This is a genomic window from Pseudocolwellia agarivorans, from assembly GCF_002000085.1.
Taxonomy (GTDB): domain Bacteria; phylum Pseudomonadota; class Gammaproteobacteria; order Enterobacterales; family Alteromonadaceae; genus Pseudocolwellia; species Pseudocolwellia agarivorans.
Window position 1 is genome coordinate 215210 of the sequence record NZ_MUZU01000007.1, and the last position, 23788, is coordinate 238997.

The 23788-nt window shown below is 35.4% G+C and carries 19 protein-coding genes; 8 read left to right on the plus strand and 11 right to left on the minus strand.

Annotated elements, in window-relative coordinates; genetic code table 11:
- Positions 1-11 precede the first annotated feature (11 nt).
- Entirely contained in the window at positions 12-1502 is a 1491-nt protein-coding gene (locus B0X80_RS12710; RefSeq protein ID WP_077340801.1) for a tryptophan halogenase family protein, read from the plus strand.
- Positions 1503-1615: 113 nt separating this feature from the next.
- On the opposite strand, the gene sohB is transcribed toward B0X80_RS12710, so the two are convergent.
- Positions 1616-2659 (minus strand): protease SohB, encoded by a 1044-nt coding sequence (gene sohB / locus B0X80_RS12715; protein WP_077340802.1) that lies wholly within the window; start codon positions 2657-2659, stop codon positions 1616-1618.
- A 163-nt stretch (positions 2660-2822) separates the two neighbouring features.
- The gene (locus tag B0X80_RS12720; RefSeq protein ID WP_077340804.1) at positions 2823-5219 is read right to left on the minus strand and encodes a VolA/Pla-1 family phospholipase; all 2397 of its coding nucleotides are present in this window, start codon (positions 5217-5219) and stop codon (positions 2823-2825) included.
- Positions 5220-5473: 254 nt separating this feature from the next.
- Here B0X80_RS12720 and B0X80_RS12725 point away from each other — a divergent pair, with 254 nt between their 5' ends.
- The 6 genes from B0X80_RS12725 (at position 5474) to B0X80_RS12750 (ending at position 10912) form a co-directional block, all read left to right on the plus strand.
- On the plus strand, positions 5474-6223 hold the full coding sequence (locus tag B0X80_RS12725; RefSeq protein ID WP_077340863.1) for a YciK family oxidoreductase: 750 nt from the start codon (positions 5474-5476) through the stop codon (positions 6221-6223).
- Positions 6224-6512: 289 nt separating this feature from the next.
- Entirely contained in the window at positions 6513-6773 is a 261-nt protein-coding gene (locus B0X80_RS12730; protein ID WP_077340806.1) for a DnaJ domain-containing protein, read from the plus strand.
- 21 nt (positions 6774-6794) lie between these two features.
- Complete coding sequence (locus B0X80_RS12735; protein WP_077340808.1) at positions 6795-7259, plus strand: hypothetical protein; 465 nt, start codon at positions 6795-6797, stop codon at positions 7257-7259.
- A 56-nt stretch (positions 7260-7315) separates the two neighbouring features.
- On the plus strand, positions 7316-7963 hold the full coding sequence (locus tag B0X80_RS12740) for a hypothetical protein (protein ID WP_077340810.1): 648 nt from the start codon (positions 7316-7318) through the stop codon (positions 7961-7963).
- A gap of 84 nt (positions 7964-8047) precedes the next feature.
- A complete protein-coding gene (locus tag B0X80_RS12745) occupies positions 8048-8983 on the plus strand; it encodes a DUF6178 family protein (RefSeq protein WP_077340812.1) in 936 nt (311 codons plus the stop codon).
- A gap of 132 nt (positions 8984-9115) precedes the next feature.
- Positions 9116-10912 (plus strand): YfiR/HmsC family protein, encoded by a 1797-nt coding sequence (locus B0X80_RS12750; RefSeq protein WP_077340814.1) that lies wholly within the window; start codon positions 9116-9118, stop codon positions 10910-10912.
- Positions 10913-11024: 112 nt separating this feature from the next.
- Here B0X80_RS12750 and B0X80_RS12755 read toward each other — a convergent pair whose 3' ends face one another.
- From B0X80_RS12755 to B0X80_RS12780, 6 genes are all read right to left on the minus strand, one after another.
- Positions 11025-11612, minus strand: coding sequence for a Tll0287-like domain-containing protein (locus B0X80_RS12755; protein ID WP_077340816.1), 588 nt, complete (start codon positions 11610-11612; stop codon positions 11025-11027).
- Between the two features lie 58 nt (positions 11613-11670).
- Positions 11671-13404, minus strand: a complete 1734-nt coding sequence (gene cydC, locus B0X80_RS12760; protein ID WP_077340818.1) for a thiol reductant ABC exporter subunit CydC — start codon at positions 13402-13404, stop codon at positions 11671-11673.
- Complete coding sequence (cydD, locus tag B0X80_RS12765) at positions 13401-15146, minus strand: thiol reductant ABC exporter subunit CydD (RefSeq protein WP_077340820.1); 1746 nt, start codon at positions 15144-15146, stop codon at positions 13401-13403. The genes cydC and cydD overlap by 4 nt, the downstream gene beginning before the upstream one ends.
- Before the next feature lie 67 nt (positions 15147-15213).
- Entirely contained in the window at positions 15214-15339 is a 126-nt protein-coding gene (cydX, locus tag B0X80_RS12770; protein ID WP_076419258.1) for a cytochrome bd-I oxidase subunit CydX, read from the minus strand.
- Positions 15340-15375: 36 nt separating this feature from the next.
- Positions 15376-16530 carry a cytochrome d ubiquinol oxidase subunit II gene (gene cydB, locus B0X80_RS12775; RefSeq protein WP_077340822.1) on the minus strand — a complete coding sequence of 385 codons (1155 nt, stop codon included), beginning with the start codon at positions 16528-16530 and terminating at the stop codon, positions 15376-15378.
- A gap of 10 nt (positions 16531-16540) precedes the next feature.
- Entirely contained in the window at positions 16541-18127 is a 1587-nt protein-coding gene (locus B0X80_RS12780) for a cytochrome ubiquinol oxidase subunit I (protein ID WP_077340824.1), read from the minus strand.
- Between the two features lie 408 nt (positions 18128-18535).
- Here B0X80_RS12780 and B0X80_RS12785 point away from each other — a divergent pair, with 408 nt between their 5' ends.
- Positions 18536-19834 (plus strand): sigma-54 interaction domain-containing protein, encoded by a 1299-nt coding sequence (locus tag B0X80_RS12785; protein ID WP_077340826.1) that lies wholly within the window; start codon positions 18536-18538, stop codon positions 19832-19834.
- A 122-nt stretch (positions 19835-19956) separates the two neighbouring features.
- Here B0X80_RS12785 and rimO read toward each other — a convergent pair whose 3' ends face one another.
- The 3 genes from rimO to B0X80_RS12800 all read right to left on the minus strand — a co-directional run bounded on the left by rimO (position 19957) and on the right by B0X80_RS12800 (position 23633).
- Complete coding sequence (gene rimO, locus B0X80_RS12790) at positions 19957-21399, minus strand: 30S ribosomal protein S12 methylthiotransferase RimO (protein WP_077340828.1); 1443 nt, start codon at positions 21397-21399, stop codon at positions 19957-19959.
- 293 nt (positions 21400-21692) lie between these two features.
- Positions 21693-22355 carry an RloB family protein gene (locus B0X80_RS12795; protein ID WP_077340830.1) on the minus strand — a complete coding sequence of 221 codons (663 nt, stop codon included), beginning with the start codon at positions 22353-22355 and terminating at the stop codon, positions 21693-21695.
- Between the two features lie 6 nt (positions 22356-22361).
- Positions 22362-23633, minus strand: a complete 1272-nt coding sequence (locus B0X80_RS12800) for an AAA family ATPase (RefSeq protein WP_077340833.1) — start codon at positions 23631-23633, stop codon at positions 22362-22364.
- Between the last annotated feature and the right edge of the window lie 155 nt (positions 23634-23788).

Here is a 23788-nt window from a genome sequence, read left to right on the forward strand (position 1 = left end):
CGAGGTATATTTTGAAACAAAAACATATTCAAAACGTAATTATTGCAGGTGGCGGCACAGCAGGTTGGATGGCTGCGGCAGCTATATCAAAACTGATAGGTAAAAATTTAAACATTACATTAATCGAATCAGATGAAATAGGTACAGTAGGCGTTGGGGAAGCAACAATTCCTCCCATTAAAACCTTCCATAAATTACTCAATATAAATGAACAAGAATTTATGCGAGAAACTCACGCCACTTTCAAATTAGGTATTAGCTTTGAAAACTGGGGAGAGATAAATGATGAATACATTCATTCATTTGGAGCAACAGGAAAAGAATGCTGGGCAGGAGAATTCCATCATTTTTGGTTACAAGGACGACAAAAAGGTTTAACAAAAGAATTTGGCGACTATTGCTTTGAACTACAAGCAGCCAAAGCCAATAAATTTGGCTTATCCAAACAAACACCGATTAATTATGCCTATCATTTAGATGCGACCCTCTATGCAAAGTATTTACGAAAGTTCAGTGAAAATTTAGGTGTTAAGCGTATTGAAGGTAAAATCAATAAAGTTAACAAACACTCCGATACGGGCTTTATTTCGTCTTTAACGCTAGATTCTAAACAAATCATCGAAGGTGATTTATTTATAGACTGTACAGGCTTTAAAGGATTACTCATTGAGCAAGCTCTGCATACTGGTTACGATGATTGGTCACATTGGTTACCATGCGATAGCGCCATTGCAGTTCAAACAAAATCGGTAGAACCAGCGACTCCATATACCCGATCCATTGCTAGAAGTAGTGGTTGGCAATGGAAAATACCTTTACAACATAGAGTTGGCAATGGGTTAGTTTATTGCAGTAAATACATATCTGACGAAGCCGCGACTAAAGAATTATTAGCGAATATTGAAGGCGAAACCATTACAACACCAAGAACAATAAAATTTAAAACAGGACGCCGACGTAAAGGTTGGAATAAAAACTGTGTAGCTTTGGGGCTTTCTAGTGGCTTTATCGAACCATTAGAGTCAACCAGTATTCATTTAATTATGTCTGGTATCATTCGTTTATTACGCTTATTTCCGTTCCAAGGAATTGAACAAACAATGATAAATGAATACAACAGCAAACTCACTTCAGAACTCAATGCTGTTAGAGACTTTATTATTTTGCACTACCACGTAAACAAACGATCTAATAGTGAGTTTTGGCAGCATTGCCAAAATATGGAAATACCAGACTCTTTAGCACATAAAATTCAACTATTTAAAGAATCGGGACGAGTATTTTTAGATGACGGTGACATTTTCCGTGTAGATTCATGGACACAAGTGATGATTGGCCAAGGTTTAATACCAATGCAACATCATCAAATTGCAGATATCATGTCAGACGATGAATTAAAGAACTTTCTTAACAGTTTAAAGCAATCTATTGATAACGCAGTAACCAAGCTTCCACAGCATCATGATTTCATTAACCAGTATTGTAAATCAAACCTAGCTTAGTGATTTTAAGCAACTCCCTAATAAACAGGTATTAAATAATATTAATTTTCAAACGTAAAAAAGGAGACAAACGTCTCCTTTTTAATAGCTATAAAACCAATTTATTCAGTAAACTAGCTCGGGAAAATTCGATTCTTTTGCCACAAGTTACTAAAAATACGATCTACCGACATAGACGCCGCTTTAGAAAATTTTTCAGCTAAGCCTTTTTTAACAACGTATTTAATCGAGATAACTTTATTCGACTTATTCGCCAGTTGCAGATAGTCATCACTTGTTTGAATATCATCAACTAAACCTAACTCTTTAGCCTTTATGCCAAACCAATGTTCACCGGTTGCCACTTTGCCTATTTCAAGACTTGGACGATGATCCGACACAAACCCTTTAAATAGTTGATGAGTTTCTTCTAACTCTTCATTGAACTTTTCACGACCTTTATCGGTGTTTTCACCAAACATAGTTACCGTACGTTTAAATTCGCCCGCGGTAAACTGTTCGTAATCAATATCGTTTTTCTTTAATAACTTATTAAAGTTAGGTACTTGTGCAATAACACCAATAGAACCGACAATCGCAAACGGAGCAGATATAATTTTGTTAGCTACACACGCCATCATATAACCACCACTTGCAGCGACTTTGTCTACAGACACCGTTAGAGGGATATTATGCTGACGAATACGATCAAGTTGAGACGATGCTAAACCATAACCATGCACCATGCCGCCACCACTTTCTAATCGAACAAATACTTCATCTTTTGGTGTAGCGACTGCTAATACTGCGGTAATCTCTTCACGTAACGAAGACACTTCTTTAGCGTCGATACTGCCTTTAAAATCAAGCACAAATACACGTGTTTCTTGTTCTACTTCACCACTTTTCACTGATTTTTTATCTGCTTTTGCCGTTTCTTTCGCTTGTTTTTTTTCTTCTTTTTCTTTTTGTTTAATCTGTTCTTTCGTTAATAGATGTTGCATAACTTCATGCTCTACATCATCAAAGTGCTCAGATAAATCGGTAATTTCTAATTCACCTTTTTTAGTGCCCTGCTTAATCGCTGACGATGCAATTACCGCAACAATAGCGATAATAGCCAAAACAAAAGTAATTGTTTTGGCAAAAAACAATCCGTACTCGTACAAAAATTCCAAGTTTATTCTCCTAAGCGTAAACCGCTTTAACTTTATTTATATTTAACTAATACCGATCGGATTAATCAAGTTGGTATAAATATGGGGATAAAAATGTAAAAAAAAAGCCCTTAAAAAGGACTTTTCTCTCTCAAAGATCTTCATTATAAATGAAGTTTCTTTATTATTGTACAACCTCAGTATTTGTTACGTTAATCAATTGTCCTTTACTTGCAAAGAAAGCAACAACTTGAGACTGCATTTCTAACGTTGCTGCTCCTGTTAACATAGCATCTGAAGCCTCAGGTCTAACAGAAGGATCTAAAATAGAAGCATGATGGCCATTTAAAAATCTAACCACACCAGAGCCTGCACTTGTCGTACTCACACTAGGCAATCCTAATAACGCCACAGCACCTTCAGTACCACCAATTGGAGATGTTGACACCGTATTAGGTATAACTTGATCTGAAAGGTTTGTTCCACCATCACCTATTACTTCAATTAAATGAGTGGGAGTTTGAGTCGCAGCCATTTGTGCAGCATAGTTAATAGGGTCTCCTGAACCTATAATTGTTTGAGCAGCAAAAACAAACTGTGAGAATATTCCATTAAGACCCGCTTGTTGCTCAGCAGTTAAATTAGCATAAAATAATCGGTAAGCTCCAATTAACTGAGCTTCAGTTGGTTTATCATATTGGGTAGCAACAAAGTTTTGAAAATCATCTGATTGAGCAAAAGCTAATTTAGATTTAATTACATCTTCAAAAGCACCAGATTCCATTAAGAAATTAGCTACCATAATACCTGGCATAGCTAAAGAGTTAGACGTTATTTTAAACATTGGATCTAAAGCTGGATTAATTGGCGCATTAGCAAGCGCAACAAAATTAATACCTGTTATCGCTCCTAATGAATGTCCTAAGTAATGAACTTCAGACGTATCAAGGTTTACACCTACTGTCGCGTTCAACCCTAAACGTAAACCTAATGTATCAGCCGTACTTTGACGTAAATTATCACGCGTAGTTAACAAGCTCGCTAAGTTCATATAATGAGTTGCAGATACGGTAGAAGCATTAATTTCATCACCCGGTTTAGTCAGGTCTAAATCAAACCCTCGGCTACCATGTAGTGGATGATCTATTGCAATTGTTGCGAAACCAAATGTTGATAAAACACCTGTTATCGCCAGCATGTCTTCTTTTTTAGACGTAATACCATGTTGAAGAATAACCACAGGCCAACCACTCTCTGGTGTTTCTAAAGCCGGTAAACCATAACTCGCTCTAACCGCATCAGTAACAGGTGATAATTTAGGCGTGGTCATTTGAACATCAATATCTCCCGGATGAGAAATATAAGGAATATCACTCTCGCCTTGCGGCATAGGTACAGGGTTAAACTTTGTTAAGTTTCGTTCGGTATCTAATGCTAAAGCGCTGCTTAAATCTCTTAAGCCAACCGCCATACAAAAATCATCATTGGCGCTTAGAGGATCCGCAGGGATCGCCGCTGGATTTTGTGCTGCTAAACCAGCAATCATAGCGCCAGAATCACATCGAGCTTGCCACCAAGAATTAACAGGGGCTTCAGGATTTTCTACACTAGGAATAGGTAAATAATACGGAAGGGTTACATTACCCGTATGGTAGTTAGCCGTTGAATATAAAGCTTGTAATGACTCAGGTAATACTCGACCTTGCGATAAAAACACATCATTCACAGTTGCTACCGATGAATTAATAGTAATAACTGGAGGTAAACCACCAGCAGCTAAATTAGCAGCCATTAAGCCTTTAACCGTATTTAATACTTTCGTCGTCGATTGTGTTGTCATCGCCATAGTGTAAATTAACGAATCAGATTCAACACCTTCGCTTATTACAGCTTTTTCGAAACTATTAATAACAGCTTGTAAACCTAATTGAGCTTCAGAGCCTAATGGATTGGTATTAATATCTTGGCGAGCTAACTCATACGTTGTAGAGCCTGCAACGGCTTTACCATTAGTATCTTTAAGAGAGTTAGTTAGAGCAAGTAAATAAGTTGTCTCTGCTTTTAGCGGACTTAATGGCACAACAGCAATACTGTTACCTGATTTTTGTGCAATAAAGTCAACACCAAATGTTAGCTCGCCGACTATTTTACATGCTAATCCACGAGTAACCCCTGTACATTCAGGATCATTTAAATCACCGCCCATTGTAGCTTCAAAAAGCTTAATAGAACTCGCTACCGAATCACCATCAAGAGAAGTTCCCGCTGGAAAATCTACATTTAAAAGAAATGGATTAACGGTAGACCAACCATCTAAAGCGCTTAACGCAACAGAAGGATCGCTTTCATCGGTAGGATCATCAACGGGTATATTCAATGTACCATCAGTAGTACCTTGAAATAACAAATCATTAGGTACTGATAAAACACCATTTGAAGGATCGAATACAATACGTGCCGAAGCCGTTACTATAGAGTTATTATTTTCTGCATTCTGCTGTACGTCTTTAATACTTTCACTATCGCAAGCAGATAAGCCTAGTAGACTTGCAATAGACATACTTAATATTACTTTTTTCATTATATCTCCCCAGATTAATTCTTTCCTATATACAAAGTTGTAGTCGTTTTAACGAATTTTGCATAATATTTATGGTTAAAACCCAACTTGTTAGACCAGTCAAACTTACCCTAAGAATTTCATTTGTGCTAGTTGTTTTTTTAAATAACAAAAAGTTTATGGATCTTTTATCAATTATTTCTGACTTTTTACTCGTTTGTTCGCTCAGCTCAGAGTAGAATTCATTCCCATATTTTTACAACCTTCTAATGATTATGTTTGATTTTAAATGTGAAGCTAGCGAGCTAGCGAATAAAGTTATTTTAGTAACTGGCGCTGGAGATGGCATCGGTAAACAAGCGGCCCTTACTTATGCCAGTTTAGGAGCCACTGTTATATTACTTGGTAAAACAACTAAAAAATTAGAAGATGTTTACGATTTAATTGTAGAACAAAACTCGCCACAACCCGCAATTATTCCTTTAGATTTAAAAGGCGCAACAAAGCAAAATTACATCGATATGGTTGCAACTATTAAAAGTCAATTTGGTCGACTTGATGGCGCATTACTTAATGCAGCTATATTAGGTGAATTATCTCCCTTTACACAAATTCACGATCAAATTTGGAATGACATTATGCAAGTGAACGTAAATGCTCAATATTTACTTTCACAAGCCCTGCTGCCTTTATTACAAAGTACTAACAGTGCTTCGTTAGTATTTACAACTTCAGGTGTTGGCAATAAAGGTAAAGCTTATTGGGGGGCTTATAGTATTTCTAAATTTGCTACCGAAGGTATGATGCAAGTTATTGCAGATGAATATGACACAACCTCAGTTCGCACCAATGCTATTAACCCAGGAGCTACCGATACCAACATGAGATCTATTGCTTATCCTGGCGAAAACAAACAAAACCTAGCGGCTCCTACCGATATAATGCCAGCCTATATTTATTTAATGAGTGACAAGAGCTCTCATGTAAATGGCCAAGTTATTAACGCACAAGCTGCATCAAATTAATTTTTTGAATTAAGCACTTACATCTCTATCCAAAAAATATTTAATTAGTAATACCTTCAAAGCCTATTACTAATTAAATTATCCTTATATTACCAAGCTAGTAACGACAACAATTAAGCAAAAAACACTTAATGAAGGCACCTTCAACGTTGACACCTTTTAAAATAAAAAATTAATAAATAAACATAAAGATTTGAATAAAGTCATTGCAGATGTAGAATTGCATTACTCATGACAATTATGCCAACAGGCATTGTTAAGCTGTTTAGCAGAAGGTAGTAATACGTTTATGGATCATTTTGAACAGTTAGGTGTAGGTAGAGCATCTACAACCATCGAAATTAAAAAAGCCTATCGTAAGCTTGCAAATAAATATCATCCTGATAGAAACGATAGCACCGAAGCAAAAGAAAAATTTCAATTAATTCAGCAAGCGTATGATGTTATTTCTGACCCGAAAAAACGCGCTTTATACTTAAAAAGCAACTATACCGTAATAACAGATCCCCGAGAAATTGCCGATTCTTTTTGGCACAGTGCATTAAGTTAAGCTTCTCTACTAGGAAAAAAAATGCAAACTGAAACAAGCATACCTGACTATTTAACCACTGACTTTTCTATGTATTTAGAAAACATGAACTCATTGGCTGATCCTGAAAACCCTGATTTATTATCAAATTATCTATCTAATTTATTCGAACAATTAAAACAAATGCCTTTATTATTTAATGGCATGGTTGATCAACTTGCAATGGCTATATCAACCAAAGTAAGAATAAACAGTAAAAACTTAGCAGCATTACCACTTTCGCAAGAACCTACGTGGGAAGAAGTAAAACCTTTTGTGGGTGTTCATGCTGATGCAAGAGCTTGTATTACTGAAATAATGACTCACGCAGAACAAGACTTAAAAACAGCGATTTTACTAATTCATTTTTATAACAGCTACGATTCAAAACCTTTAAAAGCTGAAGAAGAAGATGATGATGACCAGCACAATAATTATGACGATAATGACTACGATGAAAACTACTAATATTTGTCATTAACCATTACATCAAACGAAAAACATATAAGTATTAAGGAATAACCTTGACTAAAAATGCATTAATTCTAGCGACCGACATTATTGAACAAGCACAACACAGCGGTAGACGCGCTGGTACCTCTTTAGAAGCTATAGCTTCTGAACAGGGCGATGCAACTATGTTAGCCGTATTAACAGAAATGGATATTTTAACCGTAGCTAAAATTGTTCGTGAGCACGACGCAACTATCCCTTCTATTGCAACCTGGTTAATGGATGCTGAATCAATTAAACAATTATTAAACGTAGAGCCCTCTTATTGGCAAAATATGGATGAAGACACGGTATTTTGTGCACAAACCGAAGCTCACAGCTTATTAACTCAAATATTTTTATCTTCAGACGACGAAGAGAAACAACTAGAAGTACTTAAAGCCATAGTTGAAGACGATTTTGGTCTTCTATATTTGTCTTTACCTTTTGTGGGCCATGACTTTTCTGAATTAGAAGAAGATGAAGAACAAACATCGGGCAGTGTAGAAGAATTGTTAATGAAAATAAAAACGTTAAGCGAAGAAGCTTATCGTGAAGTAATGGTAGTAAGTACCAACGGAACACTCGACAACATTGAAAATGCCTTAAAACAAAATGCTAATAAACAAAGAGTAACAGCGGTTGAAATGGATACCGACGATATGTTCGCACCACTTTAGTTTTAGTAACATACCGTATTTACTTATATACAAAACGTTATTGCCAATACGTTATTTTCAGTAATAATTGATTAGGATCCATCGATGACCGATTCATCAGTAAGCATTGCAGAATTAAGAAATCACCCTTTCCTACTTTTAGTATTAAAAGATGGAGAAAATGAAGGCTACTTCACGCCAGAATTTATGCACAAAACCAAACAACAATTATCTGATATGTCGTTAAGAATAGCCTCAGACAACTTATCAATAATTTATGCCGACCAAATAAGAAAAGGTTGTGAAATTGTACTTGGTATGTGTAATTTAGGTTTATTAGAGCTTTGCGATAACGACACCGAAAAAGCTAAAAAAATTATTCAAACCGAAAGCATTGTGTACTGCTTTAGAGCCGGTTGGGCTAAATACGCCGAACTGAAAAAAATATCGCCTACATTTTTTGAAGAAATATCTATCACAAGTTATGCCCAAGCTATTAACGACACATCAGATATTAGAGCAATGCATAACATATTAGAAAAAACCGGCCAACAAAGTGCCATGCTATTTAATATCTATAAAAGCATTGCCTCAGTTTACAGCGCAAATACCATTCTTGTAGATAATGACGAAGAAATTTTACAGTTTGAAATACAAAAATTTCTTAATTCAGCGATTACCCTATTACTCATAGATACTGATAAAAAGAAATACACCAATAGTTTATACGAAGAATTAATCACCTATCTCACCACTACAGAAAAAGACGAAATATTTGATAAAGTTGAAGCTGCTATAGCCAAAATTAGCCAACAACTTCCATTATCAGCAAGAGAATATCTACAAGAAAAAGGCTTACTAGAATTTACCGATTTAAAAGGCTTAATTGAGCAACAACTCGATATTGAAGTGTTTATTCCTGACATATTAGAACTGCCCATCAGCGTTATTAATGAATTACATGACGACTTTGACGGTGGTTACGACTTCCATGCTGATGACGATGAAGATCTTGCTTATTTAATACCTGATGGGAAATAGCTAAGATAACAATTTTTCATTCATCATTTAGATAATATTCCTATCAAGGTAAGTGATTAATAACACAATTGATTTACAAAAAAATCAACGTAGAATAGGAATATATTTTCCTCTTTATTTATAAGGTATTACATGGAAGTTACGCTAACACGATTACAATCAATCTTTGCAATATTCATTATCAGCTTAAGTTTACTGGTTGGTGGTCAAGTTTGGGCTCAGACTGTAACACTTGAACACGCAAAGGCAAGGTTAGTGAGTAAATTTGCTAAGTTTATCGATTGGCCAGAGGAGAAAACACAGCCTAAATTTATCATTGCGGTTTACGACGACATAAAAAAATATATCTATTTAAGTGATTATTTTGAAAATAAAGGCGTAAAAGGTAAAGATATTGAAGTACGTTTAGTTAAAACATTTAAAGAAGCCAAAGACGCGAATATTTTATATATAGCTTCAAGCAAAAGAAATATTTTAACTTCAGCTAACAATACATTGAGTAACGCCCATGTGCTGATTATTACTGAAAACAGTAAAGATCATAAAAACACCATGATAGATCTTTCATACGATAAAGAAGAATCAAATATTGTTTTTAAAGTAAATCAAGAAAACATTACTGATCAACAATTAATATTTCCTGAACTCTCTGTTTTCCTAGATGATAAAAACGACACTAATGAAGAGATATTATCAATGGGCCCTACGGCCGCTTTAAAGGATAAACATCAAAAAGAAGTACTGTTACTTGAAAACAAAATAAAACAGCAAGAAGTATCGTTAAATCAACTTAATACAAAATTAGAATTAAGCGAAGAAAACTTAAAAAAATATAACTTAGTTTTACAAAAAACCACCAAACGTTTAAATAATGCTGAAAAAGAAAATGCTCAAAAAAGCCAAGAAATAAAAACTAAAGTTAACGAATTAAAAAACGTAGAAAAAAAATTACAGGTTCAACTCGCACAATTAAAAGAAAATAAACAAGGGTCTTCAGTTACCGATAATACCCCACTCCTTGAAGAACAAAACAAACTAATAACGGAATTAACAGAAAAACTTAAACAACAAAAGAAAGCGTTAAATAATAATGCGACAAAATTAGCCAATATAACTAAAAAAAATAAAGCGCTAACTCAGTTTGAATTATTGTTTTATATCTTCTCTGCTATCACTTTAATTGCGTTATTTAGTGCATTCATCATGTGGAAAAAAGCTAAAAAATTGGCCACACCAACTAACGATATAAATAAAACTTTATTATTAACGAGAGAAGGCCAACTGATCAGATCAGAAAACTTTGCCGCTTTAGGGTATGTCGCTACCGATATTACCTATGCAGTTAACTTATCTTTACTTGATTTAGAAACTCAACTTAAATTAAATAAAGATGCTAAAAGCCTTAGTATTTTACAGCCAGTCATTACTTTATTAGACAACTTTAACCTAATAGCTGCAGATCAAGATGATACCGAAATTCAACATTTTGATGTGATCGCTTATATGCAAAAAATGTTGATGCTGTATGATTTTGAATTCAAACAAAGTGATATTATTTGCAATTACTCTGGTGAAGAAGCATTAAAAATAAAATCAATACCAAGTTATATTGCAGTAATATTAATCAACCTAATAAATAACTCTTTAAAACACGGTTTTGATAATGAAGGTAATGGTAAAATAACGTTAGAAACCCAAAAATTGGGTAAAAGTGGTATTAAAATTATTTATTCTGATGACGGTATAGGAATGAATAAAGCGACTTTAGAACAAGTATTTATACCTTTTTTTACTACACGTAAAGAGCGCGGCTATGTGGGTGTAGGTATGAGCACTACCTACGACATAATTAAAAATAAATTAGCGGGCGATATAAAAATAGAGAGTAAAGAAGGTAAAGGAACAACGGTTATCATTACGCTACCGTAAGTTTTACATATCATTATAGTTAATAACCTATGTCGCTTTAGAAAACCGATAAAATTCTGTTTAATATGGCTTGGCATAGGTTACATAATACAACTCATCAAATGAAATAAACCTATTCAACATTCAATGTTTTTATTAGCGTAAAAGCTCCTCTTATATCCCCTACATTAAAGCCTATTGCTTTGTCTTCAGGATATAATGCTTTTACTTTATCGTGAACGTCGTTAGAGAGTTTTGTGCCATGGCATGTCAAGCATAAGCCAGCTGTTGGTATAGGTTTCATGTAGCGATAAACCGATTTATCGCCACTTTTAATTATTTCAGAGTACTCCATATTTTTCAGGTCTTCCCCTGCTTTTTTTCGCTTTTCAAATTGTTGTAAAACTGAAGTTTCCCATTCATCTGCAATGTTGTTCTCATTTCTCACCCTCAAAGAAGTTCTACCTATATTCCAAGGTGATACAGATGAGTTTTTGTCAGCAATAGGCTTTGCCTGCAGATTACAAACCTCTAATGCCTTTAGCGGTCCCTCAGTTTGCATTGCCGTTTTTAATACCTGTTTTAAATCACTTCCAAAAGATTTTACTAATGAACGTGCTTGCTGAATCTCTTGATTAGGGAGTGTCTCAATAGCTGCAGCCAAAAAAGGTAATGATATGAGCGTACCAGCGAAAAGTAGCTTTGTAGTTATTGACTTCATTTTTTTACCTCATTGTTAACGTGTTTATCTATATTTTGTTTATATTAAAATCATATACTTAAAAATAATTGAGTAGCTTTTGATAATAATCGTTCGTGTTAATCAATTCATTATGACTGCCTTGAGCAATAATTCTCCCTTGCTCCATCACGATTATTTTGTCCATTTTTTCAAGCATAAAGGGTTTATGAGTGATCAAAAGTAAACTTTTGTGTTGCTGCTCAACATGCGTTAATAAACTATTCATCACTATTTTTTCGTTATTTCTGTCAAGGCCTTTTGTGGGTTCATCTAACACTAAAACTTGAGCTGAGCGAATGAATACTTGCGCCATTTGTAATCGTTGAATTTGGCCACCCGACAAACCTATACCTGTAGAACCTAACCAGGTATTAAAACCATTAGGTAAACTCTCAATAAACTCGAGTAAGTTAACTTGCTTGCAAGCATTACGCATTTCTTCGTTAGTCACATCATGTTTAGCTAAACGTAAGTTATCTGCGATACTCGCATCAAAAATATGCCCTTGCTGACTCATTAAAGCGATATTTTCACGTAAAGATACTTGTTTTAGCTGACTTAATTCATGCTCCGCAATAGAAATTGAACCTGTATTTACACCATTTTTTGTTGGCCAAAACCCCATCAGTAAATTAATTAAGGTTGACTTACCTGCGCCACTAGCACCAACAATAGCGACTTTCTCAGCCACTTTTATGGAGAGCGTTATATCCGTTAAACTCGCTTTGCTTTGCTCAGGATAATAAAAAGTAAATTTATCAAATTGAATATCCCCTTGTTGCACTTCTCGGCTTCCTACATCAATGGGTTTATCTTTATCTATAATGGCAAAAAGTCTGGCTGCACTAGCTAAGCTTTGTGGCAGTAGTTGTAATGCAAGTGGCATGCTGCTTACGGTTTCAAAGCTAACCAGCACAAGTAAAATAATGGCAACTAACGATTTACTATCAATCTCACCCGTAGCAAGTTTTGGCAATAAAATGAATAAACAAGCTAACGCCGATAAATGTATAAACAAAAAGATCAGTGCATTTAAAGCGGCATTAATTTTTACTAATTTGTAACGAATATCATAATACTGCTGCGTAATACTGGCGATAGAACGCTGATAACTAATAGCCACTTGATACACTAATAAAGTTTTAACAGCACTAATACCATTAACTAATGTTTCTGTTAGGTGGCTTTCTAAACGTGTTTTTTCTTTTGCTAGTTTTTTAGAAGAGAAATAACTCATCATGGGTAAAACAATAGCAACAATCAACAAAGCGCTAAGCATGAACCAAGCAACCGTTATTGAAAATAATGCCAAAGCATAACAAACAATAGGTACTGAAATGAGGGCAACAAATATAGGTAACAACACCCGTAAATAAAAGTTATCTAAGTTGTCTATGTCTTGCTGTAATCGAGCTAATAAGTCACCAGATCTTAAATCCATTTGATAATAAGGTAACAATGGCTCTAGCTGTTGATAAAAATAATGCCGCATATGAGCTAATGCATTAAAAGTAGCTCTATGGGTTAACATTCTTTCAGCGTAACGCCCTGCGGTTCGCACTATAGCTAAAAATCTTATTATCGCTGCAGGCGTAAAGTAGTTAACGGTTATGCCTGTTATACCACCAATCGCCATCAAGGTAATAAACCAACCGGAAATGGCAAGTAAACTAATATTAGCTAATACTGTAATTACAGATAAAAGCGCCCCCAATAACATTAAAGGTAGCTGCGGTTTAAGAAGTTTAATTAAACGGAAAAATACCTTCATATATTAATCTGCTTAGCGTAATAGTTATTTTGAGCGAGCAACTCTTGATGCGTACCTGACTCAATAATTTGGCCTTGTTCAAGTACAATAATATTTTTTGCGTTTATAACCGTATGTAATCGATGCGCAATAACAATAACAAGATGATCTTTAGCATAAGCATTAATTGACTCAGTAATGAGCTGTTCAGTTTGCTGATCTAAATGGCTTGTAGGTTCATCTAAAATAAGTACATCAGGTTGATGATAAAAAACCCGCGCTAATGCGAGCCGTTGTACTTGTCCTCCAGAAAGACCAGCACCAGACTCACCGACTTGGGTTTCTATACCACCTTCAAGGCTTGATAAATACTCAGCTAAACCTGCTTTAGTAAGTGCTTCATGCACTAAGTCATTATCATAGGTTTCTGACAAAGCGACATTAAAGGCTAATGATCCATGAAACACTTCAGCTTGTTGAGCAATCCAGCCACAATGTTGTAACCAAGCATCACGATTATCTGATCTTAAAGGAACATGGTTAATAAGCACTTGGCCTGAGTTAGGTTGTACAAAGCCTAATACCATATCAATTAAGGTTGATTTTCCCGAACCACTGTCACCAATAACCGCATATAAACCTTGCTCCGCAAAGCTGGTATTTATATGAGTTAAAGCATTCGTGCGATCTGGATAGGCGAAATTGGCTTGTTCAATATCAACAGTAAAAGGTGAACCGAATTCTGGCCTGTTATTTTGTTGATCTTGAGATTTTGTTTGTGCTTGATTAAGAACCTCAACAAGATCCTCAGCAGCAGTAACACCGGCCATTTTTGCGTGATATTGCGTACCTAACTGTCTAAAAGGTAAATAGAACTCGGGCGCTAATAGCAAAACCCATAAGGCAAATACATAATCAACATCGCCGTAATACAAACGAAAACCGAGTACAACAGCAACTAATGCAATAGAAATAGAAGCAAGAAACTCTAAAACAAATGACGAAAGAAAAGCTATTTTTAGAATTCCCATGGTTTCGTCACCATAATCATCACTAATGGTTTTAACAGCAGCTATTTCTCTGCGCGAGGCATTGAATATTTTAAGCTGAGTTAAACCCTGAATAATATCAAGAAAATGACTACTCATACGCTGAAGCTTAGTCCAATGTTCTTGGTTTAAACGTTGTGCTTTATGACCGATTAAAATCATAAAAAACGGCACCATAGGCGCAGTAAATAATAAAATTAATCCCGATTGCCAATCGATAGGAAATACAGCAATCAATATAGCGAAAGGAATAACCGCACAATAAGCGATTACCGGTAGGTATCCAGCAAAGTAGTCTTCTAACGAATCGATTCCTTGATTAAGTAAACTGGCTAATTTTGCACTACCTTTAGTTTGCGTATAACTAGGTCCTAATTGAAACAAGCGATGCAATAAACGTGAACGAATATTAGCTTTAATCAACATAGCGCCACGGCGGCTATAACATTCGCTAAAATAACCAAATACAGCACGAATAAATATAACGGCCACTAATACAAAGCTAACTTGAGTAAGCGTAAATATTGGTTCTTCTTCGCTCGAAAATATAACAATATCAATTAAATAAGCTAATATTGCCGTTTGTAGGATCATTAACAAACCACTTAATGATCCTAATGCTATCGCTCGACTTAATCTGCCATGGGCATGTTTTTTTTGAGCTTTGAGCCAGCCATTAACTTGTTTCTTTTGTTGTTCAGTTTTATCTTTCATTTAACTCACTTTATTCTCTGCTATCACTGAACACTGGCTCGTTTTCTAACACGAAAAAACTATAGAATTAATCGTCGTTATTTTGATCATCAGCCACGTTGTCTACATGCTGTTCCATCTCATACCACATGACATTAATGATCCCAAAAGACACGGCAAGTAAAACACCTAAAATCCAACTAAAATACCACATACATAATTCCTCTAAACTGACTTAATATATACTGAGCTAATACGCGGTGTGATTATTTTGCTCAATTTCTTCAATCGTAACGGTACGCCACATTTTTCGGTAACACCAAAAGGTGTAACCTAAAATAATTGGTGTAAAAACAGCAACAACCATTAACATTAAACCTAAGGTACCTTCGCTTGATACGGTATCCCACATCAATAAACTATGATTCGGTTGGCTGCTTGAAGGCATAACAAATGGGAACATAGCGATACCTGCCGTTAAAATAACACCTGCAATTGTTAACGAACTAGCCAATAAGGCTGTAGTTTTTACTGAGGTGTTTTTATTTTTGATACCTAATAGAAAAGCAGCGACTAATGGCATAAATACACCGGTAAGCGGTACTAACCATAGTATTGGATTTTCAGCAAAGTTAGTTAACCAAACACCAGAACCTGTACTCACTTCTTTAGTGGTTGGCTGCGCTTGCCCCATAGTATCGATAGTAGTAACAACTGAGTAACCATCAACACTTTGCCAAACCATAACACCAGCGAGAGCAAACGTAATCGCTAAAACCACAGCAACAATACGACCAATATTGGCTGAGCGCTGTGCGACATCAGCATCTGTTCTAAGTACTAACCAGGTCGAGCCATGCAGCAACATCATACATACGCTTATAACACCTGTTAATAATGTAAAAGGCGTAAATAACGCGAAGAATGATCCTGTGTAGGTTACTCGCATTAATGAATCGAATCCAAAGGGTACACCTTGTAATAAGTTACCAAAGGCAACACCAAATACTAACGGCGGCACCATCGAACCAACAAACAAAGCTTTATCCCAGTTAGTACGCCATTTTTCAGACTCTATTTTACTGCGATAGTCGAAAGCTAACGGTCTTAAAAACAAACTAAAAAGTGTTAGCATCATCGCAAAATAAAATCCGCTAAACGCTGTGGCATACACTAAGGGCCAAGCAGCAAAAAGCGATGCACCTGCAGTAATAAGCCATACTTGGTTTCCGTCCCAATGAGCACCTACCGTGTTAATAACCACACGACTTTCAACATCTTTTTTGGCAACAAACGGAAGCAAACCACCTACTCCCATATCCATACCATCAGTTACGGCAAAACCGATAAAAAGAAAGCCGATCAGACCCCACCATATAAATTTTAATGTTTCGTAATCAAACATATATTGCTCCTTAAGAATTCTGGCTGCGAAGACCAGACGTTAACTCTGGTGTTTTTTCAAAATGATAACGTCCTGTATGTAATGAACTAGGACCTAATCGAGCAAACTTAACCATTAAATACATTTCGATAATAAATAAAATGGTATACACAACAATAAAGGCAATAAGAGAAAACAGTACATCGCCAACTGCTAAATCTGAAGTCGACAAAAAAGTCGGTAATACTTCACTAATCGCCCAAGGTTGACGACCAAACTCAGCAACAAACCAGCCTGTTTCTATGGCTATCCATGGCAGTGGTAAAGCAAAAAAGAGTGATTTTAGTAACCAAGGTTTACTCTCTATTTCACGACGTGCGTTAAAATAGAAGGCTAAAACAAACAAAATCAACATCACGACACCGCAACCAACCATCACCCTAAAGGCCCAGAACACTGGAGCAACTGGCGGAATAGAGTCTTTAACAGCCTGTTGAATTTGCTCTTCAGTGGCATCAACCACATTGTTGGTATAGCGTTTAAGTAATAGCCCGTAACCTAAGTCATGTTTAGTCTCATTAAATCGAGCGATGTTTTCAGGCGTTTCTTCACCATTACGTAACTTAGTTAAATATTCATAAGCGATCATGCCATTACGAATACGAGGTTCATGAGCTTTTTGTAAGTCACGTAAACCAATCACCTCCTCATCTAAAGAGCGAGTGGCAATAATACCCAAAGCATAAGGTATTTTTACCGCATAACGAGTTTCCATCGCTTCATCATCAGGTAAGCCTACCAAGGTAAATGCAGCGGGAGCAGGTTCTGTATGATATTCAGCTTCAATAGCAGCAAGTTTTACTCGTTGTACTTCGCCTACTTCATACCCTGACTCATCACCAAGTAGAATTACCGATAAGATGGCCGCTAAACCAAAACCAGCAGCAACCGAAAAAGAACGTTTAGCAAAAGCTACATCTCGACCTTTTAGTAAGTAATAACTACTAATACTTAAAACAAACATTGACCCAGCAACATAGCCGCCAGCAACGGTATGAATAAATTTAACCTGAGCAACAGGGTTAAATATAATTTCACTAAAGCTGACTAACTCCATGCGCATTGTCATGTAATTAAATTCACTACCAATAGGGTTTTGCATCCAACCATTGGCGATTAATATCCATAACGCAGATAAGTTAGTGCCTAATGCCATTAGGAAAGTCCCTATTAAGTGCTGTCGTTTACTTAAGCGATCCCAACCTAAAAAGAACATACCCACAAAGGTAGATTCAAGGAAAAAAGCCATCAAGCCTTCAATGGCTAATGGTGCACCAAAAACATCACCCACATAATGAGAGTAATATGACCAGTTGGTACCAAACTCAAACTCCATTGTGAGGCCAGTAGCCACACCAATGGCAAAGTTAATACCAAATAACTTGCCCCAAAACTTGGTCATGTCACGATAAATTTCGCGGCCAGTCATCACATAAACCGACTCCATGATGAACAAAATCCAAGTTAAACCTAAAGTTAGTGGTACAAACAAAAAATGAAATAATGCGGTAACAGCAAACTGCCACCGCGATAGTTCTACTAGGGTTTCACTTATCATACTCGTTACTCTCGTTATTGCTCTTTTGTGTTAAAAAACATATTACTATGGGCTGAACTGGCTTTGTTTTCTATCTAACTAATCATTGATTGAAATCAATGATTTTTCAAATTCTCTTTTTAAATAAAGTTAATCCTCTTATTAATCAATAAAAATAAGGTTCAACAATTTTATTTTACCGCTCAGAATTCAATCTATTTCAGTAATTATTTAGTTACTTAATTACGTACTTATTACTCTTTTAAATTGCAACAAAGATGCCACAAGACAAAATAAAATTAAAAACCATAAAAAACAGCTAGATAACTTTAAAATACTGAATATTTTAGATAAAAACCTTTCAATAGAGACATAAATGACATTAAATAAAAACATCAAAGTCATAAATGTCACAAAAAGTAGGTAAGTGTGGTAAATCAAACCATTCAAGCAATAATAGAGTCAATTGAAAAACCAGCGATTTTCATTACACCCGATTATTCAATTGAAGCAGTAAATCAGGCTTACAGAGATACCTATTCAAAACCTGTAATATTAGGTAAAAGTAAATGCTATGAGGTATCACATAACTCAACTAAACCTTGTGATCAAAATGGTGAGTTGTGCCCTTTATCTTCATGTAAAGAAACACAAAAAAATAGTTCAGCCCTCCACATACATCAAACAGAATCCGGCGACGTTTATTGCAATATCTTAATGAAACCCGTTAAGGATAATGACGGAATAATTATTGGTTTTTTAGAGATACTTGAAAAAGTAGACTTTGCGAGTAGTTACAGCAGCGACAGAAAATTAATAGGTAAAAGTAAACCCTTTCAAGACTTACTCAAAATGATCAGCCGCAGTGCAAATAGCGACATAAGCATATTATTACAGGGTGAAACAGGTACAGGTAAAGAGCTTGCGGCTTTATCTATTCATCAAGCGAGTAAAAGAGCGAATAACCCCTTTATAGAGGTTGAATGTACTGGACTCAACGAATCGTTATTTGAGTCTGAGCTATTCGGTCACGAAAAAGGCGCATTTACAGGAGCAAGTACCAGTAAGAGAGGCTTAGTTTGTATGGCAAATGGCGGCACCCTATTTTTAGATGAAATTGGCGATATTCCCTTAAACTTACAAGTAAAATTATTACGACTACTTGAAACAGGACATTACCGACGAGTCGGCAGTACTGAAAAGAAAAAAGCCAATTTCAGATTAATTTGTGCAAGCCATAAAAACTTAGAACAAATGGTAGAACAAGGAGAGTTTAGAGAAGATTTATATTATCGAATTGACGCTTTTCCTATTCACTTACCCACATTAAAAGAAAGAAAAACCGATATTCCATTACTCGCCGAACATTTATTATTAAAAAGTGAATTCCCAACTAAAAAATTTTCACCCGAGGCATTAAACGCATTAACCCTTTATCATTACCCAGGCAATGTACGAGAGCTTAAAAACATTGTTCAACGCAGTGCTTTACTAAGTGACGATGATCTAATTACTCTTGAAGCATTACCACAAAAAATTATTGCTTTAGAGCAAACAATAAACAGTGCTACAAACCTTATATCAAACGAAAAAAAACACATCACTGATTTACTTAAACAATATGGCAATCAACCCAAAGTTATTGCTGAAAAATTAGAGATAAGTGTTAGAACGCTATACAGAAAGTTACAAAAACACGAATTAACCATTCAAGAATTTAATAAATAACCCAGCAACCTATATCCATTTCATATTAAATAACGAAAAAAGCCTGAATTACTTTAAATATGTAAATCAGGCTTTGTTTTAATTTTCTAATTAACCCAAACTCAGGTTAATAGATTTTTGAATTAATCTTCTACGCGAACGCCCCAAACGTCATGTTCATCCGCATGAATAATTTGAACCCAAATAAGGTCGCCCGGTTCTGCATCGTAATCGTCAGACAAAAACACTTTACCGTCTATTTCAGGTGCATCCATGTATGAACGGCCCACAATGCCTAAGCTGTCTATTTCATCAACAAGGATCAAATACTCTTGACCAATACGCGCTTGTAATTTTGCAGAGCTTATTCTGGCTTGTACTTCCATAAAGCGTTGTAAGCGCTCTTCCATCACCTCGTCAGAAACATGATCAGGTAAAGCATTTGCCGTAGCGCCTTCAACTGGCGAGTATTTAAAACAGCCTACGCGGTCTAACTGAGCTTCTTCTAAAAAGTCTAACAACTCTACAAATTCTTCTTCAGTTTCACCCGGAAAACCAACAATAAAGGTTGAACGAATCACTAATTCAGGACAAATTTCACGCCACTTTTTAATCCGTTCTAACACACGGTCAGAGCTACCAGGACGCTTCATTAATTTAAGAATACGTTTGTTAGCGTGTTGAAATGGAATATCTAAATAAGGCAGTATTTTACCTTCAGCCATTAATGGAATAATGTGATCAACATGCGGATAAGGATAAACATAATGTAAACGGATCCAAACGCCCTGCTTCGCTAGCTCTTCACACAATTGTTGCATGTGAGTTTTAACGGGCATGCCGTCCCAAAAATCTGTTTTGTGTTTAACATCAACACCGTAAGCAGAAGTATCTTGCGAAATAACTAATAACTCTTTAACGCCAGCATTCACTAAACGTTTAGCTTCACCTAATACATCCCCCACTGGACGCGAGTCTAAATCACCACGCATCGACGGAATAATACAGAAAGTACAACGGTGGTTACAGCCTTCCGATATTTTTAAATACGCGTAATGCTTAGGCGTTAACTTAACACCTTGAGGCGGCACTAAATCGATAAAGGGATTATGAACAGGCTTAGCAACATGTTGATGAACTTGCGTTAACACTTCGTCGTAAGCGTGCGGACCAGTAACACCTAAAACGTTAGGATGTAACTCAATAATTTCGTCTTTTTTCGCACCTAAACAACCAGTAACTAACACTTTGCCGTTTTCAGCAAGCGCTTCGCCAATGGTATCAAGCGACTCTTGTACCGCTGAATCAATAAAACCACAGGTATTTACAATCACCATTTCAGCATCAGCGTAAGAGTTAACAACATCGTAACCCTCAGTACGAAGCTGAGTTAGTATACGCTCGCTATCGACTAAGTTTTTAGGGCAGCCTAAACTAACAAAACCAATTTTAGCGGCTTTAGCTGGCTGTTGAGCATTAGCTTGCTCTTCAATCATTTTAGATGGAATGTTTAACGTAGTGGTTTGGCTTTCAGCCGAGTTACTACTTTTTTTAGGTGCTTGCGGGTCGAATTGTTCTACGGTCATATTGCGCTCTGTTGCTTTAACTGGCTTTGAACCTATAAGTTAAAGCGTTATAAATAGGTGTTAACAGCCTAAATTAAGGTTTTAAAAAGACTGTTGTTTAATGCGTGGGATTATACAGGAATGTTGAGATGGGTGGTAATGGTTAGTTTTAAGTTATTACATAAATGGTAAAGTGAGTTGGCCAAAACATATTTAACCTATTTTAGCTTCACACGAAAATGCAATAGTAAGGTTTTATTAAAGGTAATAGAGTCATTAAATAACGTATATAATCCCTCGGTTAAAACTTTAGCTTATTCTTGCTCTACAACAAATGCATCAATAGCATCTAGTAATTCGTGAACATTTGTATAAGGGTTTAATAAGTAAGGGCTATCATTTCCCTGAATTGAATCATTCAATGTTCTGATATTCATTTTTTTTGCTCTAGCTCTTGCCTCAGCAATACCAGGTGCTATTGCTTCATATACTGCAACATCACCTTTTTCATAATTGAGTATCCCTTTCTCTTTTAGCTTTTGCTTTAACTTACTACTTTTTAATAAATCATCACAAGAACGATAAGGTGCAACACTAGGTATAAAGTGCAGTAAAATCCAGACTTCAAAGCAAACATTTGATAATACTACGTTAATTTTATTTGCTCTCGCTTTAGTTAAACTTTGAGAATGTAACTCATTACTATATTTATCCGTAGCTTCTCTATCATAAACAACCCAAAATTGATCATTTACTCCGCTATCATGGCTTTTTTTCTTCTTAATAGCCTCTTCAACAAGCTGTTTAGGAGTATTTTTGTTTGTATCTGCTATACGGATAACTTTTAAAGTTCGATTACCAGAATGAAATTCATCCAAATATCCATTTAAATAATTCGGTTCTGTTTTTTCTCCTTCGCAATACACATGTAAAATAGACTTTAAAAGCCTTGTTTGTCCTTTTCTTTTTTTAGGCATTTAAAGTTACTCTCCCTTTAAAATCGAAGCAATTACATTGATGTCAATGTTAGGAATAGCTCCAAACCGTCCTTCTTCATACCACTTTCCGAAAGGGCTATTCGACTTAACTGTACTTTTATCATACTCATCTAAAGAGTAAAATTTAGTAGCACCTTTAGACTTTTCTGAAAACCAAATCTGATCTCTACGGAATAACTCTGGGGACATTAAATTCAAATTATGAGTTGAAAATATCAATTGTGAGTTATTTTTATTGATTAATGGGTTATTGAATAATTTGATAATCAACTCCGCTAAATGCGAGTGATAACTTTGATCTAGCTCATCCAGTATTAATACACTACCTTCATCAAAGGTTTTCATTAATAGTGGGAGCATATTAAATAGCTTTCTAGTTCCAGATGACTCTATACTTTCAGAAAATAGTTCGACATCTCCTTCCTCTGTCTCATGAGTAAACCAAGCTTGTTTTTTCAGATCTTTAATTATATGGTTTTTTAAACTATCAGGTATATCTGATGGAAATTTAAAGTGATCTATATCTGTATTCTCTTTGAATTGAATCCCTGTTATACCTGTGTCCACTTTCATAAGAATTCTGGCTATCTTGCCAACTAAAACTTTATCATCTTTCCATTTACTCAAATTATAACTTTCATCAGGGTTTAAGTGTAAAACACTCTTTCTAAAAAAATTATATACTGTTCTTATAATTTCCGGAGAGTCTGCACTATTCCCTGCTTTTGAAAGGTAAGAATTATTAGAGAAAAAAGCATATTGTTTCTTCCCTCCTTTATAAGTACTTCCAAACTTAACATCTTTCCAACTCTTTTTTCCATTTCTTGTAAATAAGTTAGCTTTTTTTAGAGATGGATAAAAATCTAAAGACTCAAATTTAATTTCTTTTGAATCAAACTCAATTCTATAAACGAACCTGATATTTTCAAGTGTAAAAAATTCTATTTCAAATAAAGTAGGCTCATTACTTGTAGATTTTGAAAGACGAAAAGGCTCATAAGGCTCAATGATATCATCATCTTTTAAGTCACCACTTTGACAAACCATAAACCGTAATGCTTCAAAAGCAAGTAACATATTTGATTTACCAGAGGCATTCGCCCCATACACACCAGACGAACGTAAAACACCTATATTTCCATCGCCAGGGTAAGCAATATTGTCTTTAAAGTGGTTAAGAGACTTTTCGGCGTAAAAGCTAAATGTTTGTTCTTCTTTAATAGATCTAAAGTTTTTAATTGTGAGATCTATAATCATATCCTAATCCATTATTACGGCGATTTCCGTAAAATAAAGCACAAAAAATCATATAAAAATTGATTCTATCATGAAAAAACATTACCACAACTATTTAATACCTTGACCTCTGCCCTAGATTTACGATTAGATATGATGAAATAAGGCTAGTTGGA